The sequence below is a fragment of the Halovulum marinum genome, assembly GCF_009697225.1.
GTDB lineage: Bacteria > Pseudomonadota > Alphaproteobacteria > Rhodobacterales > Rhodobacteraceae > Halovulum > Halovulum marinum.
On record NZ_WIND01000001.1, the window covers coordinates 106123 to 121106 of the forward strand.

Below are 14984 nucleotides of genomic sequence, written 5' to 3' on the forward strand. Positions count from 1 at the left end.
GAGCGATCAGTTCCGCCAGAGCGGCGCCAGGCCGCGCAGCCGGTACTGCAGCCCCGCCACCAGCTTGTGCCGCCTGGTGGCGTGCCGGCTGACCGAGCCGGCGCGCGCCGACAGCCGCGACAGGATCACCTCGGGGGCGCAGGCCAGCCCGGTCTCGGCGTCGAAGTAGCGCGGATAGGCGATCAGCGCGGCATGCACCAGCGCGGTCAGATCGGGCCGGGCGACGCGCCGCGGGCATGGCGCCGCGTGGTCCCGCGTCAGCCCCCAGCCGGCGTAGAACGGGGTGCCGAAGCAGTGAACCTCGCGCCCGCGCAGCAGTGCCTCGAATCCCATCAGCGAGGTCATCGTCACCACCACGTCGGCCTGGTCCATCGCCTCCGCCGCCGAGGTGTCGCGGGCGACATGATCCGCCAGCCGGGACATCTCGTCCGCGCGGATCAGGCCCTGGCGCAGCCCGGCCTCGATGTCCGGGTGCGGCTTGTAGATCACCACGTCGTCCGGGAACAGCGCGCGGGCGCGGCGCAGCAACTCCAGGTTGGTGCCGACCGCGCCGGTGCCCAGCCGGATCGAGGCGTCGTCCTCGACCTGCCCCGGCACCAGCACCCGGCGCCGGCCCGGCCTCGACGGGAACCGCGGCGCGGCGCTGCCGACGTTGTACTTGGTCAGCCGCGCGGCGACGATCGCCGACTGCAACGCCTCGGCCCGCTTGCGGGCGTGGCTCGGCAGGTCGGCCGAGGCGGCGATGATCCGCTCCAGCCGGCTTTCGCGGGTCGGATCGAAATAGATGCCGAGATCGTCGATCACCAGCGAGGCGGCGGGAAGCAGCTGCGCCCCAAGCCCGACCGAGCGCAGGAACCCGTCCTCGGCGCGCCACAGCGGCACCGCGCGGGCCTCGGCCGCGGCGCGGATCTCGGGGGTTTCCTTGCCGGCCCAGAGCAGCAGCGTGCGGCCGCTGCCGGACGCCCTGGCGACGGCGCGGGCCGGGTCGTTCTCGAACGCCGGCGGGCCGGCCTCGCCGCGCAGGAACGCGCGCATCGGCGCGTGCTTCCACGGCTTCATCCCGGTGCAGAGCAGCGGCCGCGCGTTCTCGCGCCGGGCGCGGGCCTGTGCCTCCAGGGCGCGGGCAACATCCTCGAAGGCACAAAGCCGGTCGTGGTGCGGGTCGTACCACGCCGGGTAGTCGATCAGCGCGGCGTGGAACAGCGCCTCGACCGACAGCGCGCGACCGCGGCGCGGGACCGGTATGCGGTCGTCGCTCAGCCCCCAGCCGGCATAGAACGGCTGTCCGAAGACCACGGGCCGGTGGCCGGCAAGGATTGCCTCGAAGCCCAGCTGCGACGAGACGCAGTAGACCGCCGTCGCCCCGGCCAGCAGCGTCCAGGGGTTCACCGGCGCGGCACAGACCTGGGTGCGCTGGTCGAGGTCCTCGGGGCCGAAGTGGCCCCGGCGGTGGCCCGCGGCGGTGACCGGATGGGTGCGCAGCAGCAGGCGCGCGCCGGGATGCTCGGCGCGGGCGGCGGCCAGCATCGCGGCGAAACTTTCCGCCGACGCGCCGGCGTGGGCGATGGCGGCGTCGCCGGCGGTCTGGTCGATCACCAGCACGTAGCCCGGCGCGGGCGCCGGCGCCTCGGGCGACCAGTCGCTGTATTTCGACAGCCCCTCGTCGCGCAGGAAGGCGATGCCGTCGCGGGCGCGGGTCTCGGCCTGCGGCGTCAGCGCGCTTTCGGCCAGCATCCGCTCCAGCCGAGACGGTCGCGCGGCATCGTAGTGCAGCGCCAGATCGTCGATCAGCAGGCCCAGCGCGCGCTCGCCCGACGGGCCCGGGCGCACCGAGCGCAGGAACGCGTCCTCGACGTTCAGCAGCGGCTTGTTCCAGCGCCGCGCCACCCACTGCCCGCGCGCCGACACCGGGCGCCGGCCCCAGACCGCCACCGCGTCGGCGCGGCGCGGGTCGGCCAGCGGCGCCAGCCGCCAGCCGGACAACTCGAGGATCCGCCGGATCCGCCGGTTCAGCAGGAAGCCGCCGGTGTAGGCGGCCGCCAGCCGGGTGCTCACTCCAGCGCCCGGTCGCCCAGTCGCGTCAGCGTGGCGGCGAAGTTCAGCGTCTGCGATGTCGCCTCCAGCACCCTGGTCCATGCGACGAACGGCGCCTCCGTGATGTAGATCGTGTCATCGTCGCGGATCTGGAAATCCTTGGCAATGAAGATGCCGCCGGGGCTGGTCAGGTCGATGACATAGGCGAAGGGCTCGCCCTCGGCCATGTCGTTGCGGCCGGTGACGCGGTTCGCCACCGACGCCATCTCGCGCCGGAAGACGAACACCCCGGTCGGATCCGACAGGTTGCCGTTCAGCCCGCCGACCTCGGCCAGCGCGTCGATCGCGCTGATGTCGGCGCGCGGGAACGGCACCCGGGCCTGCGCACCGGTCGCGCCCAGCGCGGTGAAGGCGCGCTGGTCCTCCTCGACGATGATGGTGTCGCCGGCGCGCAGCGCGATGTCGTTGGCCGGGTTCTCGTACAGGTCCTGCAGGTAGATGCGGCCCGAGCCGCTGCGGCGGCGCACGGTGACGATGGCAAGCTCGGGGTCGGCGGTCACCCCGCCGGCCCGCGCCAGCATCGCCGCCAGCGTGTTGGTCGAGGGCTCGATCGGATAGACCCCCTGCCCGGAGACGCCGCCGATCAGGTTGATCGTCGCGCCGTCGCCGGCCAGCCGGCGCACCTCGACCTGCGGGTCGGGAGTGGCGCGGCCCAGCGACTCGGTGATCAGTTCGCGCAACTCGTCGGGGGTGGCGCCGGCAGCCCTGATCGTGCCGGCGTAGGGCACGAAGATGTTGCCGCGCTGGTCGACCTGGATCTCCTGCAGGTTGGCGACCTTTTGGCCGGTACCGACCAGCAACCCGTTGTCGACGTTCTCCCACACGGTGACGGACAGCGAGTCGCCGGCGTTGAAGGCGTCGGTGCGCAGTTCCGGCAGGGTCAGGAAGCTTTGCGAGAAGCCGAAGCGCGGATCGACATAGGCGCGCTGCGCCACGGCGCCGTCGACCAGCACGACGTTCAGATCGCCCCCCGCGCGTTTCGAGGAGGCGACGATCTCTTCGGCGCTGGGGCCGGGGCGCGGCAGGCTGTTGCAGCCGGCCACGAAAACGACGCAGGCCAGAACCGCGGCGCGGGCCGCGGTCCGGCGGTATCGGGGTGTCACGCTCGCTGCCTCATGATCTGTTTTGCCCGACCATAGATCATTGGACGGGCAGGGAAAAGCCGGGCGGCCGGGATCAGCCGGCCTCGGTGCGCAACTGTGGCCGTGCGGACTCGGATCGCCAGGCGACCGACTGGTAGGGATCGCGGTCGGCCAGCATCACGTCGATCACATGGCGCAGCGCGTCGGCCCGCCCCGAGGCGGTGTAGAAGCCGCCGGGAAACTGCGAGGTCTGCAACAGGAACTGCCGGTAGGCCATGTAGGCGTCCAGGTCCGGCCGCCGCGGATTGGCGAAGAATTCGTCGATCGGCTGGTGCGAGACCAGTTCCGGCTTGTCGTAGACCGAGCGGCCGAAGGCGCGCAGCGGCAGGCCGCGCCACAGCGCCTGCTGGCCCGCGGTGGAGTTCACGGTGACGGCGGTGGAGGCGTTGTCCAGCATCTCGCCCAGGCGGCCGCCGCGGATCATCTGCACCCGCCCGGCGATGCCGTGGCGCCGCGCCGCCGCCATGATCAGCCGGAACAACGGCTCGCGCCCGTCCTCAAGCGGGTGGGTCTTGAACACCAGCCGGTGGTGCGGCGGCGCGCCCCGCGCGAAACCCTTGCAGCACAGGTCGATGAAGTCCGAGATGTGCTGGAAATCCGAGTGATCGCGGAACGAGCTGTCGTGCGCCAGCTGCAGCAGCACGAGGTGGTAGTTCGCGCCGCTGGTCTTCAGCTTGCGCGTCTCGACCCGGCGCTCGAGCGTGTGCAGCGGCAGCAGCGCCAGACGCTTGATGTAGAGCGACCATTCCCGCTTGACCGAGATCGTCCGGTGCGGCCGGAAGCAGCGGTAGCGGCGGTTCGCGAACAGGATCCGCCAGTGATACAGCGCGCCGTACCACATGTGATGGTAGATCGAGCCCCACTGTGCCGGCGCTTCGGGCAGCTTGTCGGGGTTGCACCCCAGCATCGCCCGCATCTCGGACACCTGCATGTTCATCAGGCGCGAGTTGCCGTTCACCCCGTCACGTTCGTAGGTGACCCAGTAGGGGCGCAGGTAGCCTTCCTCGAAGCAGTGCACCGACAGGCCGCGCAGCCGCGCCACGCGGCGGGCGATGGCGTGCACCGGCCGGGTGTCGCCGTAGAGAACCAGATCGGTCACCGGGTTGACGTCGAGAAAGGCGCTCAGCACCGCCTCCCATTCCGAGACATCCCGGAGGAAGGGGGTGTAGGCGTCGCGATGCGGCCAGTAGTGCTGGTCGCCGGCGTTGAACCCGATCCGGTGCACCTGCGTCCCGGCCAGCCGCAGCTGCCGCGCCAGGTCGCCGAAGAAGGGACCGTGCGGCCCCTGCAAGAACAGGAAGTACCTGTCGCTCATCCTAACGCCCTGCCCCAATCGGTTTTTCTTGATCCTCTAGCACGAATCATCCGGTTTCCAATCGTGTCCCGTCGATACAGCCCGCGATGGGCGGGATTATGTCGCCCTTGCCCACGGAATGGGCATCCAGTATCCCGCCAGTGGTGCTCGCGAGCAGGATAGGGACCCGATGTTTACCGGAATCATAACAGACGTGGGCGAAGTCGCGGAGGTGAGCGGCCGCGGCGACCTGCGCGCCCGGCTGATCACGGCCTTTCCGGCCGGGGGCATCGCGCTGGGCGCCTCGATCGCCTGCGCCGGCGTCTGCCTGACCGTGGTCGACCGCGGCAGCGGCGACGCGCCCGGCATCGCCGGCGACTGGTTCGACGTCGACATCTCGGCCGAGACGCTGTCGAAGACCACGCTGGGCGCCTGGACCCCCGGCACCCGCGTCAACCTGGAGCGCGCCCTGCGCGTCGGCGAGGAACTGGGCGGGCACATCGTTTCGGGGCACGTCGACGGCACCGCCGAGGTGCTGTCCGCCGAGGACTCGGGCGACAGCACCGTGATGACCTTCGAGGCGCCCGCGCACCTGGCGAGGTTCATCGCCCCCAAGGGGTCGGTGGCGCTGGACGGCACCTCGCTGACGGTGAACGACGTCGACGGGCCGCGCTTCACCGTCAACTTCATCCCCCACACCAAGGCCCACACCACCTGGGGCGCGGTGCGGCCGGGCGCCCGCGTGAACCTGGAGGTGGACACGATGGCGCGCTACGTCGCCCGGCTCGACGACATGCGGAGCAGCGGAGCATGAGCGACACCGGGAACTACGCCGCGGCGATCTCGTCCATCGACGAGATCATCGCGGACGCGCGCAACGGGCGCATGTTCATCCTGGTCGACCACGAGGACCGCGAGAACGAGGGCGACCTGGTGATCCCGGCGCAGATGGCGACCCCGGACGCGATCAACTTCATGGCCACCCACGGCCGCGGGCTGATCTGCCTTTCGCTGCCCGGCGCGCGGCTGGACGCGCTGGGCCTGCCGCTGATGGCGGCGTCGAACTCGTCGCGGCACGAGACCGCGTTCACCGTCTCGATCGAGGCGCGCGAGGGGGTGACCACCGGCATCTCGGCACACGACCGGGCGCGCACCGTCTCGGTGGCGATCGACCCGCTGTCGAAGCCGCAGGACATCGCCACTCCGGGGCATGTGTTCCCGCTGCGCGCCCGCGACGGCGGCGTGCTGGTCCGCGCCGGCCACACCGAGGCGGCGGTGGACATCGCCCGGCTGGCGGGGCTGAACCCGTCGGGGGTGATCTGCGAGATCATGAAGGAGGACGGGTCGATGGCCCGGCTGCCGGACCTGATCGCCTTCGCGCAGCTGCACGGGCTGAGGATCGGCACGATCAGCGACCTGATCGCCTATCGCCGCCGCTACGACAACCTGGTCCGCGAGAGCGCCGTGCAGCACATGGAATCGGAATACGGCGGCGAGTGGCTGCTGCGCGTCTACACCGACGAGACCGCCGGCGCCGAGCACCTGGTGCTGACCAAGGGCGACATCTCGACCGCCGAGCCGGTGCTGGTGCGGATGCACGCCGCCAACCCGCTGGAGGACATGCTGGGGATGCGCCCCGGCCGCTCGCACCAGCTGGCGGACGCGATGCGGATGATCGCCGCCGAGGGCCGCGGCGTCGTGGTGCTGCTGCGCGACATGTCGATGAAGCTGAACTTCGGCGACGAGGGCGCGCCGCAGACGCTGCGGCAGTACGGGCTGGGGGCGCAGATCCTGGGCTCGCTGGGCATCCACGAGATGGTGCTGCTGACCAACTCGCCCAGCCCCAAGGTCGTCGGCCTGGAGGGCTACGGGCTGTCGATCGCCGGCACGCGGCGGATCGAGCTTCCCTGAGATGCGGCGCAAACAAGTGGGCCGCATACTTCTTGCGGTTTTGGCCGGTGTACTAATACTCCCATTGGTTTGGGTAGCGAGTGCGACCACCGGCGCCGAGCGGCTGCAACGGCTGGCAGAGCTGACGGGCTATCGCCTGCGTGGTTCGAACTTCGATCCGGTGGATGGGGAAACGAAGGGTGTCTTTCGTGGCTCTCCTTCGCATGTAACTCTCACAGGACAGATCTACCACGACCTGATCGTCGCTCAGCAGTGGGGGCAACGTGTTTCCCGCCTGGATACCGCCGGTTCGGTGGTCTGGAGCGTAAAAACAAGCTTACCTGTAGTCGGCGCGGAACTCTTCGATGATCATCTCGTCGTCGCAACGTTGGACAGGGTCATTGCATTGGCCCCCGAAAACGGACGCCAGGTCTGGGAACGTATGATCGACTTCACTCCTTCGGGTCTCGGGCGCGCAACGGGTGCTGCGATATTGCTTCCTCCGGCAGCGGAAGCTGCTCCCCTGGCAGTGAGTTCGGCGGACGGCGAAACCAGCACGCTGCCCGTTCTTCCGCTTGGGATGGCGCGTCACCTGATCGTTCGAGATAACGAGATCATCATCGCCAGAACTTTCGACCACCAAGTGACCAGAACCGGTACCGACGGAAGCCCAATCAATAGTATAGATTCATATTTTCCAAACTACGTTCAAGTTCTGGACGGCGATACGATTGCCGTCGCAGAAGAACACGCCAACCGGATCGTCCGCGTCAGTTTTTCGACTGGAGCCCGGACCAGCTTTGCCAGTTGTGCACACCCATTGTTCGCCGATACGACAACGACCCCAGCGACGATAGTGGCACGACAAGCACGCACCGCTACTTCAACCCGCGGCGTCAATGCCCCTCGATCCCTTTGTGACAGCCGTGTGCAATCCGATGCTATTTATTCGCCGAACGGCTTTCATGTCGTCGATCAGCGATATATCTACGTCGCCGACACGGACAATCATCGTATTGTGCTGTTCGACGTGAACACCGGAAACCGGATCGGAACCCTCACCGGGTTCAATAATCCGATCAGGGTCATCGCGATCCAACCTAAGTGACGCCGCAGGAGACCGCGCCCATGGCCACCGCCATCACCCATCACGCCCTGCCCGCCCCGGTCTTCGACCGGCCGACGCGGGTGCTGATCGTAGTCGCCCCCTATTACAAGGACATCGCGGACCAGCTGCTGCAGGGCGCCCGCGCCGCCTGCGAGGCCGCCCGCGCGATGCACGACACCGTCGAGGTGCCCGGCGCGCTGGAGGTGCCGCAGGCGATCGCGCTGGCCGCCGCCAGCGGCGAGTACGACGGCTATGTCGGCCTGGGCTGCGTGATCCGCGGCGAGACCACGCATTACGACACCGTGTGCAACGACAGCTCGCGCGGGCTGATGGAGCTGGGCCTGCGGGGCCTGTGCGTCGGCAACGGCATCCTGACCGTCGAGAACGTCGAGCAGGCGCAGGTTCGCGCCGAGGCCGCGGGCCAGAACAAGGGCGGCGGCGCGGCCGAGGCGGCGCTGCACCTGATCGCGCTGAAGCGGCGCTTCGCGCGTCCGGCGCCGGCGCTGCCCGAAGGCAGCTTCCAGGTCGCGGGCATGCCCGGCACCGGGGGATCCGCGTGATGGCCGGCTCCGGGGACAGGGCCGACCGCAAGGAGGCGGCGCGGCAGATGCGCTCGGCCGCACGGCTGTTCGCGACCCAGGCGCTGTTCCAGATGGAGGCCGCGGACGCCACCCTGGCCGACGTGCAGGAAGAGTTCGAGACCCACCGCTTCGGCGCCGAGATCGACGGCGACACCTATGCCGAGGCCGATCTGGACCTGTTCCGCACCATCCTGCACGGCGCCGTGGACCGGCAGGCGCGGATCGACCGGCTGACCGACGCCGCGCTGGTCGAGAAATGGCCGATCGCCCGGATCGACCCGACGCTGCGCGCGCTGTTCCGTGCCGCCGGCGCCGAGATGCTGACCACCGAGGTGCCGCCGCGGGTGGCGATCAACGAGTATGTCGACGTCGCCAAGGCGTTCTTCCCCGACGGCCGCGAGCCCAAATTCGTCAACGCCGTGCTGGACCACATGGCGCGGGAGATGCACCCCGAGGCCTTTACCTGAGCCGAGCTTGCCGCTTGCAATGCCGCGGCGCACAAGCCTAGGCTTGCGCCGACACGCCGAAGGCCGAAGGGAAACTGCAAGCGGTGATCCGAACCAGCCTGATCCGCGGGCTCTTTGCGCTTGGCCTCGGCGCTGGCGTGGCCGTGTCGCAGGAGGCGCCGCGGATCACCGGCCATGCGTTCGAGACCAATCCCGCCTACGAGCGCCGGGTGCTGCTGAACCGGCTGCAGACCGATCTGGTCTACGTCGACCGGCTGCGCGGCGAGATCCCGCTGGACGCCGCACCGGCGCCCCCGGACGCGCGCGCGGCCGAACCGGCGTCGGACCGGTCCGGGGTCCTGCGGCTGACGACGCGGCTGGCGCTGCTGCTGCTGGTCGGGCTGGCGGCGGTCGCGCTGTTCCGGCGCCGCGGCTGGCTGGCAGAGCGGTTCGGCCCGCTGCCGCAGGGCCGGCGCGCGCGCCGCACGGCGGCGCCGGCGCGCCCGGATGCGGCGCCGGCGGAGGGCGCGGCGCTGCTGGCGCGGCTGCGTGCGATGACCGACCGCCGCGCCGCGCTGGTCGCGCTGCTGTCGGCGACGCTGGACGCGGCAGCCGAGCAGAACGGGCTGCGCCTGGGCCGCTCCGAGACCGCCCGGGAGCTGCTGCGCCGCCTGCCCCGCGACTGGCCGCACCTGCCGGCGCTGCGCACGCTGGTGATGACCGAGGAGCTGGTGCAGTTCGGCGGCCGCCCGCTGCCCGGGCCGACCTTCCACGCCTGCCTCGGCGCCGCCGCGCCGATCCTGACCCCGGCGCAGGGGGCGGCGGCGTGAGCGCGGGCCGCGGCGCCGAACTGGCCGCCATCGTCGCCGTCGCCGTGGTGGCGCTGAGCGTGGGCTGGATGGTCGCGCGCGGCGGCCAGGTGCCGGTCGAGCGCTCGGCCGTCGGCCTCCGCGGGCTGGTCAGCTGGATGCGCGGGCAGGACGCCGAAATCCGCTATGCCAGCTTCGGCACCGTCGCGCCCGGCAGCGTCGGGCTGCGGGTGATCCCGGTGCTCGACACCGACCTCGACGCCGAGTTCAGCCGGCCCGAGGCGCGGCGCGACTGGCTGATGACCGGGACCGAGCGCGACCTGTCGCGCGGCGTGCTGATCCGCAAGGCGGCGCTGCTGCCCAGCCTGGTGGTGCTGCCGAAGTGGACGCGCGCGGTGCGCCACACCGGCTATGCCCACGAAAGCCTGCTGCTGCCGGGTGCCGACGCCGCCGCCGCCGCGCGCGCCTTCGACGCGCTGCCGGCGCCGCTGCTGCGCCCGGGCGGCGTGCTGCGCTTCGACGCCGGCGGCGGGTACGGCGGGCTGCTCTACGAGCCGCAGCTGTTCGCGCCGCGGCTGGCCGCCGGCTGCGCGCCGGAGCTGTCGGCGGGGCCGGGGCACCTGCTGATCCGCTGCGACCGCGGCGGCGGCCCGGTCTGGCTGCTGTCCGACCCCGACCTGATCAACAACCACGGCCTGCGGCTGGCCGGCAACGCCGACGCCGCCGCGCAGCTGCTGACCCGGATCGCCGGCGGCGGGCCGATCCTGATCGACACCACCAACCACATCTTCACCCTGGCCGACGCGCCCGCCGTCCGTCGCCGCGGCTGGGCCGACCTGGCACGGTTCTTCGCCTGGCCGCACGTTCTGGCCTGGTTCGGCCTCGGCGCGCTGACCGCGCTGCTGCTGTGGCGCAGCTGGGTGCGGTTCGGTCCGGCGCAGGTGCTGTACGACGACCGGCCGGGCGCCGCGCGCAGCGTGTCGATCGCCGCCAAGGCGCGGATCCTGCGGATGGCCGGCAACGATCCGCGCCTGTTCGCCGCCCATGTCGAGAACCGCCTGCGCCGGGTCGAGCGGCGGCTGTTCGGCCAGGCCGGCAGCGCCGAACCGGCGGCGCGGATCGCCGAGTTCGTGGCGCGCACCGACCCGGAGCTGGCCAAGGGGTTCAAGCACGCCGCCGCAGCCGCTATGACACCCGGGACCGGCACCCCGCCGGCGCAATTGCTGACCCTGCTCGACGGCTTCGAGCAGCAGGCCGAGAGGGTGCTGAATGGATCTTGACGATTTCAGAAAGCTGGCCGCGCGCATCCGCGCCGAGATCGGCAAGGCGGTGCACGGCCAGGACGACGCCATCGACATGGCGCTGATCGCCCTGTTCGCGCGCGGGCACTGCCTGCTCGAGGGCCCTCCGGGCACCGCCAAGACACTGCTGGCGCGGTCGCTGGCGGCGGCCATGCACCTGGAGTTCGGCCGCATCCAGTTCACCCCCGACCTGATGCCCGGCGACGTGCTGGGGGTGAACCTGTTCGACTTCGGCACCTCGCAGTTCCGTCTGACCAAGGGGCCGGTGTTCACCCAGATCCTGCTCGCCGACGAGATCAACCGCGCCCCGCCCAAGACCCAGGCGGCGCTGCTGCAGGTGATGAACGAGCGCATCGCCACCATCGACGGCACCGATCACGCGCTGGGCGCCACCTTCTTCGTGATCGCGACGCAGAACCCGATCGAGCAGCAGGGCACCTATCCGCTGCCCGAGGCGCAGCTGGACCGGTTCCTGTTCAAGGTGCTGATCGACTTCCCCGACGAGGCCGCCGAGATCGAGATCCTGCGCCGCCACGCGGCGCAGACGCTGGACCAGAACACCCGCACCGAGGGCATCGTGCCGGTGCTGGACGACGCGCAGCTGGCGGCGGGGCGGGCGCTGATCGACGGCATCCGGCTGGACGACAGCATCCTGAGCTACATCCTGGCGCTGGTCCGCGCCACCCGCGAGGATCCCGAGATCCGGCACGGCGCCTCGACCCGCGCGGCGGACGCGGTGGCCGGCGCGGTGCGCGCGGCCGCGGCGCTGGACGGGCGCGACTACGCGATCCCCGACGACGTGCAGCGGCTGATCGTGCCGGCGCTGCGGCATCGGATCGTGCTGGGCCCGACCGCCGAGATCGAGGGGCGATCCGAGACCGACGTGATGGGCAACATCCTGAACCGGATCGAGGCGCCGAAGTGATCCGCCCCGGCCGGAGGCTGCTGCTTCTGGCGGGGGGCGCATTGGCGCTGACGGTGCTGCTGCTGGCGGCGGACGTGCTGCCGCCGCAGGCGGCGCTGGCGCTGTGGACGGTGCTGGCGGTGCTGGCGCTGGCCGACCTGGCGCTGGTGCCGGGGGCGCGCGCGCTCGACGTGGCGCTGGACGCTCCGGCCGAGGTGTTCGCCGGCGAGGACGTGCGGCTGCGGGTGCGCGTCGGCGCGCGCCGCGGACCGGTGCCGCCGGTGGCCGGCGCCCGCGCCGAGGCCGACGACGCGCTGGGCGGGCTGACCCGGTTCGCGCTGGCGCCGGTCGCGCCGGACCGGGCCGACGGCGCCGTCACCCTGCACGCCGGCCGGCGCGGGCTGTTCCGGGTGGCGGCGGTCTGGCTGCGCTGGCCCAGCCCGCTGGCGCTGTGGGAGGTCGTCGCCCGCCTGCCGACGGACCTGGCGCTGCGCGTGGTGCCGAACATCCGCCCGGTGGTCTCGGGCACGATCGACGCTCAGGTCCGCTCGGAGCTGTACGGCGTCAAGGACACCGTCAGCCGCGGCGAGGGCTCGGAATTCCATCAGCTGGTCGAGTTCACCACCGGCATGGACACCCGCGCCATCGACTGGAAGCACTCGGCCCGCCACCGCGCGCTGGTCGCCAAGGAGATGCGCGCCGAGCGCAACCACCAGATCATCCTGGCGCTGGACAACGGCTATCTGATGCGCGGCGAGGTCGCGGGGCTGGCGCGCATCGACCATGCGATCAACGCCGCGCTGGCGATGACCTGGGCGGCCGGACTGGGCGGCGATCTGGTCGGGCTCTACAGCTTCGACGCCGAGCCGCGCCGCTACATCCCGCCGCAGCCGGGCCGCGCGGCGTTCCCGGCGCTGCGCTCGCAGCTGGCGGAGATGGGCTACAGCAGCGTCGAGAGCAACCACACGCTGGCGCTGGCGCATCTGAACGCGCGGCTGAAGCGGCGGTCGCTGATCGTGATCTTCTCGGATTTCGCCGACACCACCACCGCCGAGCTGCTGGTCGAGAACCTGCAGGTGCTGAACCGCGCCCACGTCATCGTCTTCGTCACCCTGCGCGACCCGGAGCTCGAGACCCGGCAGGACGCGATGCCCGACAGCGCCGACGCGGTGGCCGAGGCGGTGGTCGCGGCCGACATGGCACGCGAGCGGCAACTGGTCCTCGACCGGCTGGCGCGGCTCGGCATACTATGTCTGGAAACCGCGCCGAACACGCTGACGGCGCGCCTGCTGAGCACCTATCTGGAGATCAAGGCGCGGGAACTGATATGAGCGTCGCGCAGAATCTGATCCGCTCGGCCCGGTTCCGCGCCGAACGCGAGGCGGACTGGCGCCGGCTGGAGGCGATCGTCACCAAGGCCGAGCGCCGCGGCCTGAAGGCGCTGGGCTTCGACGAGGCGCAGGCGATGGCGACGCTGTACCGGCAGGCGATGGCGTCGCTGTCGATGGCGCGCGAGATCAGCCTGGACCGGGCGCTGCTGGCCTATCTGGAGGCGCTGTGCGCGCGCGCCTACCTGGCGGTGTATGCCCCGCAGGAGCGGCTGGGCGGCATGATCGGCCGGCTGCTGGTGGTCGGCATTCCCGGCGCGGCGCGGCGGCTGTTCCCGCTGATCCTGATTTCCTACGCGATCATGGCGCTGGGCGGGCTGGCGGGCTGGATGCTGTTCCAGAACGATCCCACCTGGTACGACACGCTGATGCCGGCCGGAATGGCCGGCGGCCGCGGCCTGGAGTCCAGCCGCGAGGAGCTGCTGGCGGTGATCTATTCCGGGCAGGAGGCGCAGTCCGGACAGCTGGCGGCGTTCGCCTCGGTGCTGTTCTCGCACAATGCGCGGATCGCGATCCTGATCTTCTCGCTCGGGGTGCTGGCCTGCGTGCCGGGCACAGTCCTGACCTTCCTGAACGGGCTGACGATAGGCGCGTTCGTGGCGCTGCACGCCGATCGCGGGCTGCTCTACGACATCGTCGCCTGGCTGTCGATCCACGGCGTGACCGAGCTGTCGGCGGTGGTGATCGCCTGCGCCGGCGGGCTGCACCTGGGCCAGGCGGTGCTGTTCCCGGGCGAGGTGCGCCGCCGCGACGCGCTGCGCCGCAACGCCCGCGACGCGGTCAAGCTGGCGCTGCTGGCGGCGCTGATGCTGGTCGTCGCCGCGGCGCTGGAAGGTTTCGGGCGGCAGCTGATCCAGGACCCCGGCGCGCGGCTCCGCACCGGGCTGGCGATCGGCGCGCTGTGGGTCGTCTGGCTCGGCCTGTCGGGCCGCGGCCGCGCCGGGCGGGGCCTGACATGAGCCGCGACGGCGCCCCCGGCCGCGCCCGCCCCGGCCGCGCCCGCCCCGGTGGTGCCGAGCGCCGGCTGCTGGTCGAGATCCTGCCGCCCGAGGGCGTGCCGATCCGCTTCGAGGTCGCCGGGCTGGGCGCGCGCACCGTGGCGCAGATCGCCGACATCCTGGTTACCTTCGCGGTGCTGGTGGTGCTGATGGCGGTGCTGTTCCTGTCCGATCTGGTGTCGCTGGAGGCGGTGATCGCGATCGGCGCACTGCTGTTCTTCGCGATCCGCGTGCCCTACTACGTTCTGACCGAGACGCTGATGAACGGCCAGACCTGGGGCAAGCGGCTGACCGGTCTGCGGGTGATCGCCGCCGACGGGCGGTCGCTGACGGCGCACGCGGTCACCGTGCGCAACCTGCTGAAAGAGATGGAGATCTTCATCCCCGGCACGCTGCTGCTGGCGACCACCTCGCTGGACCGGCTGACGGTGATCCTGCTGCTGGGCTGGATCGGCATCCTGCTGGCGGTGCCGCTGACCAACGCCCACCGCCAGCGCCTGGGCGACATCCTGGCCGGAACCTACGTGGTGATGCTGCCCACGCCGGTGCTGCTGCCCGATCTGGCCGAGCAACCGGTGGCCGACGCCGCCTACCGCTTCCTGCCGCACCACCTGGACCACTACGGCCGCTACGAGCTGCAGACGCTCGAGGCGCTGCTGCAGGTCGACGCCGGTGCGCTGAGCCGGATCGCCGCCGAGCGGCACCGCGCCAACCTGCGCAAGGTCGCCGAAACGATCTCGCGCCGGATCGGCTATGAGACACATGTGCCGGAAGCGGATACCGAGGGCTTCCTGCTGGCGTTCTACCGCACCCAGCGCGCCTACCTCGAGAACCGCAAGCTGTTCGGCGACGCGCGCGAGGACAAGTTCCATCGCGACACCGACGGCAGCGGCGGCGCGCGCGGCTGATCCCGGCGGAGCAGGCCGCCGCCGGCATCCGGTAGCGGCCGACCGGTTTGCAACGCTGCGCCGGGCGGCGTCGCAAGACGTTTGAACCGCCGCGCGGGCAGTGCTACCAATCTGAACGGGC

General features: G+C 71.3%; 14 protein-coding genes. 11 read left to right on the plus strand and 3 right to left on the minus strand.

Annotation, left to right across the window (positions count from 1 at the left end; translation table 11 throughout):
- Window positions 1–6 precede the first annotated feature (6 nt).
- From GE300_RS00550 to GE300_RS00560, 3 genes are all read right to left on the minus strand, one after another.
- Window positions 7–2055, minus strand: a complete 2049-nt coding sequence (locus tag GE300_RS00550) for a capsular polysaccharide biosynthesis protein (protein WP_325063042.1) — start codon at window positions 2053–2055, stop codon at window positions 7–9.
- The gene (locus GE300_RS00555; RefSeq protein ID WP_325063043.1) at window positions 2052–3197 is read right to left on the minus strand and encodes a polysaccharide biosynthesis/export family protein; all 1146 of its coding nucleotides are present in this window, start codon (window positions 3195–3197) and stop codon (window positions 2052–2054) included. The genes GE300_RS00550 and GE300_RS00555 overlap by 4 nt, the downstream gene beginning before the upstream one ends.
- Before the next feature lie 73 nt (window positions 3198–3270).
- Window positions 3271–4551, minus strand: a complete 1281-nt coding sequence (locus GE300_RS00560) for a capsule biosynthesis protein (RefSeq protein WP_154443855.1) — start codon at window positions 4549–4551, stop codon at window positions 3271–3273.
- A 169-nt stretch (window positions 4552–4720) separates the two neighbouring features.
- Between GE300_RS00560 and GE300_RS00565 the strand changes: the two genes are divergently transcribed.
- The 11 genes from GE300_RS00565 to GE300_RS00615 all read left to right on the plus strand — a co-directional run bounded on the left by GE300_RS00565 (window position 4721) and on the right by GE300_RS00615 (window position 14863).
- Window positions 4721–5344 carry a riboflavin synthase gene (locus GE300_RS00565; RefSeq protein ID WP_154443857.1) on the plus strand — a complete coding sequence of 208 codons (624 nt, stop codon included), beginning with the start codon at window positions 4721–4723 and terminating at the stop codon, window positions 5342–5344.
- Window positions 5341–6441, plus strand: a complete 1101-nt coding sequence (ribB, locus tag GE300_RS00570) for a 3,4-dihydroxy-2-butanone-4-phosphate synthase (RefSeq protein WP_154443858.1) — start codon at window positions 5341–5343, stop codon at window positions 6439–6441. The genes GE300_RS00565 and ribB overlap by 4 nt, the downstream gene beginning before the upstream one ends.
- Window position 6442: 1 nt before the next feature.
- Window positions 6443–7528 (plus strand): outer membrane protein assembly factor BamB family protein, encoded by a 1086-nt coding sequence (locus GE300_RS00575; RefSeq protein WP_154443860.1) that lies wholly within the window; start codon window positions 6443–6445, stop codon window positions 7526–7528.
- Between the two features lie 20 nt (window positions 7529–7548).
- Window positions 7549–8088, plus strand: a complete 540-nt coding sequence (locus tag GE300_RS00580; RefSeq protein ID WP_154443862.1) for a 6,7-dimethyl-8-ribityllumazine synthase — start codon at window positions 7549–7551, stop codon at window positions 8086–8088.
- Complete coding sequence (gene nusB / locus GE300_RS00585; RefSeq protein WP_233416683.1) at window positions 8088–8576, plus strand: transcription antitermination factor NusB; 489 nt, start codon at window positions 8088–8090, stop codon at window positions 8574–8576. The genes GE300_RS00580 and nusB overlap by 1 nt, the downstream gene beginning before the upstream one ends.
- Before the next feature lie 83 nt (window positions 8577–8659).
- On the plus strand, window positions 8660–9385 hold the full coding sequence (locus tag GE300_RS23645) for a DUF4129 domain-containing protein (RefSeq protein WP_154443864.1): 726 nt from the start codon (window positions 8660–8662) through the stop codon (window positions 9383–9385).
- Complete coding sequence (locus tag GE300_RS00595) at window positions 9382–10644, plus strand: hypothetical protein (RefSeq protein ID WP_154443866.1); 1263 nt, start codon at window positions 9382–9384, stop codon at window positions 10642–10644. The genes GE300_RS23645 and GE300_RS00595 overlap by 4 nt, the downstream gene beginning before the upstream one ends.
- On the plus strand, window positions 10634–11590 hold the full coding sequence (locus tag GE300_RS00600) for an AAA family ATPase (RefSeq protein ID WP_154443868.1): 957 nt from the start codon (window positions 10634–10636) through the stop codon (window positions 11588–11590). The genes GE300_RS00595 and GE300_RS00600 overlap by 11 nt, the downstream gene beginning before the upstream one ends.
- Entirely contained in the window at window positions 11587–12900 is a 1314-nt protein-coding gene (locus GE300_RS00605; protein WP_325063044.1) for a DUF58 domain-containing protein, read from the plus strand. Before GE300_RS00600 ends, GE300_RS00605 begins: the two co-directional genes overlap by 4 nt.
- The gene (locus GE300_RS00610; protein WP_233416684.1) at window positions 12897–13916 is read left to right on the plus strand and encodes a stage II sporulation protein M; all 1020 of its coding nucleotides are present in this window, start codon (window positions 12897–12899) and stop codon (window positions 13914–13916) included. Before GE300_RS00605 ends, GE300_RS00610 begins: the two co-directional genes overlap by 4 nt.
- The gene (locus GE300_RS00615; RefSeq protein ID WP_154443872.1) at window positions 13913–14863 is read left to right on the plus strand and encodes an RDD family protein; all 951 of its coding nucleotides are present in this window, start codon (window positions 13913–13915) and stop codon (window positions 14861–14863) included. The genes GE300_RS00610 and GE300_RS00615 overlap by 4 nt, the downstream gene beginning before the upstream one ends.
- Window positions 14864–14984 lie beyond the last annotated feature (121 nt).

What these genes read in the sequence shown, in the direction of transcription:
- GE300_RS00560 (WP_154443855.1), bottom strand. Translation starts at nt 4,551, where the DNA reads ATGAGCGACAGGTACTTCCTGTTCTTGCAGGGGCCGCACGGTCCCTTC.
- GE300_RS00565 (WP_154443857.1), top strand. Translation starts at nt 4,721, where the DNA reads ATGTTTACCGGAATCATAACAGACGTGGGCGAAGTCGCGGAGGTGAGC.
- ribB (WP_154443858.1), top strand. Translation starts at nt 5,341, where the DNA reads ATGAGCGACACCGGGAACTACGCCGCGGCGATCTCGTCCATCGACGAG.
- GE300_RS00575 (WP_154443860.1), top strand. Translation starts at nt 6,443, where the DNA reads ATGCGGCGCAAACAAGTGGGCCGCATACTTCTTGCGGTTTTGGCCGGT.
- GE300_RS00580 (WP_154443862.1), top strand. Translation starts at nt 7,549, where the DNA reads ATGGCCACCGCCATCACCCATCACGCCCTGCCCGCCCCGGTCTTCGAC.
- nusB (WP_233416683.1), top strand. Translation starts at nt 8,088, where the DNA reads ATGGCCGGCTCCGGGGACAGGGCCGACCGCAAGGAGGCGGCGCGGCAG.
- GE300_RS00600 (WP_154443868.1), top strand. Translation starts at nt 10,634, where the DNA reads ATGGATCTTGACGATTTCAGAAAGCTGGCCGCGCGCATCCGCGCCGAG.
- GE300_RS00610 (WP_233416684.1), top strand. Translation starts at nt 12,897, where the DNA reads ATGAGCGTCGCGCAGAATCTGATCCGCTCGGCCCGGTTCCGCGCCGAA.
- GE300_RS00615 (WP_154443872.1), top strand. Translation starts at nt 13,913, where the DNA reads ATGAGCCGCGACGGCGCCCCCGGCCGCGCCCGCCCCGGCCGCGCCCGC.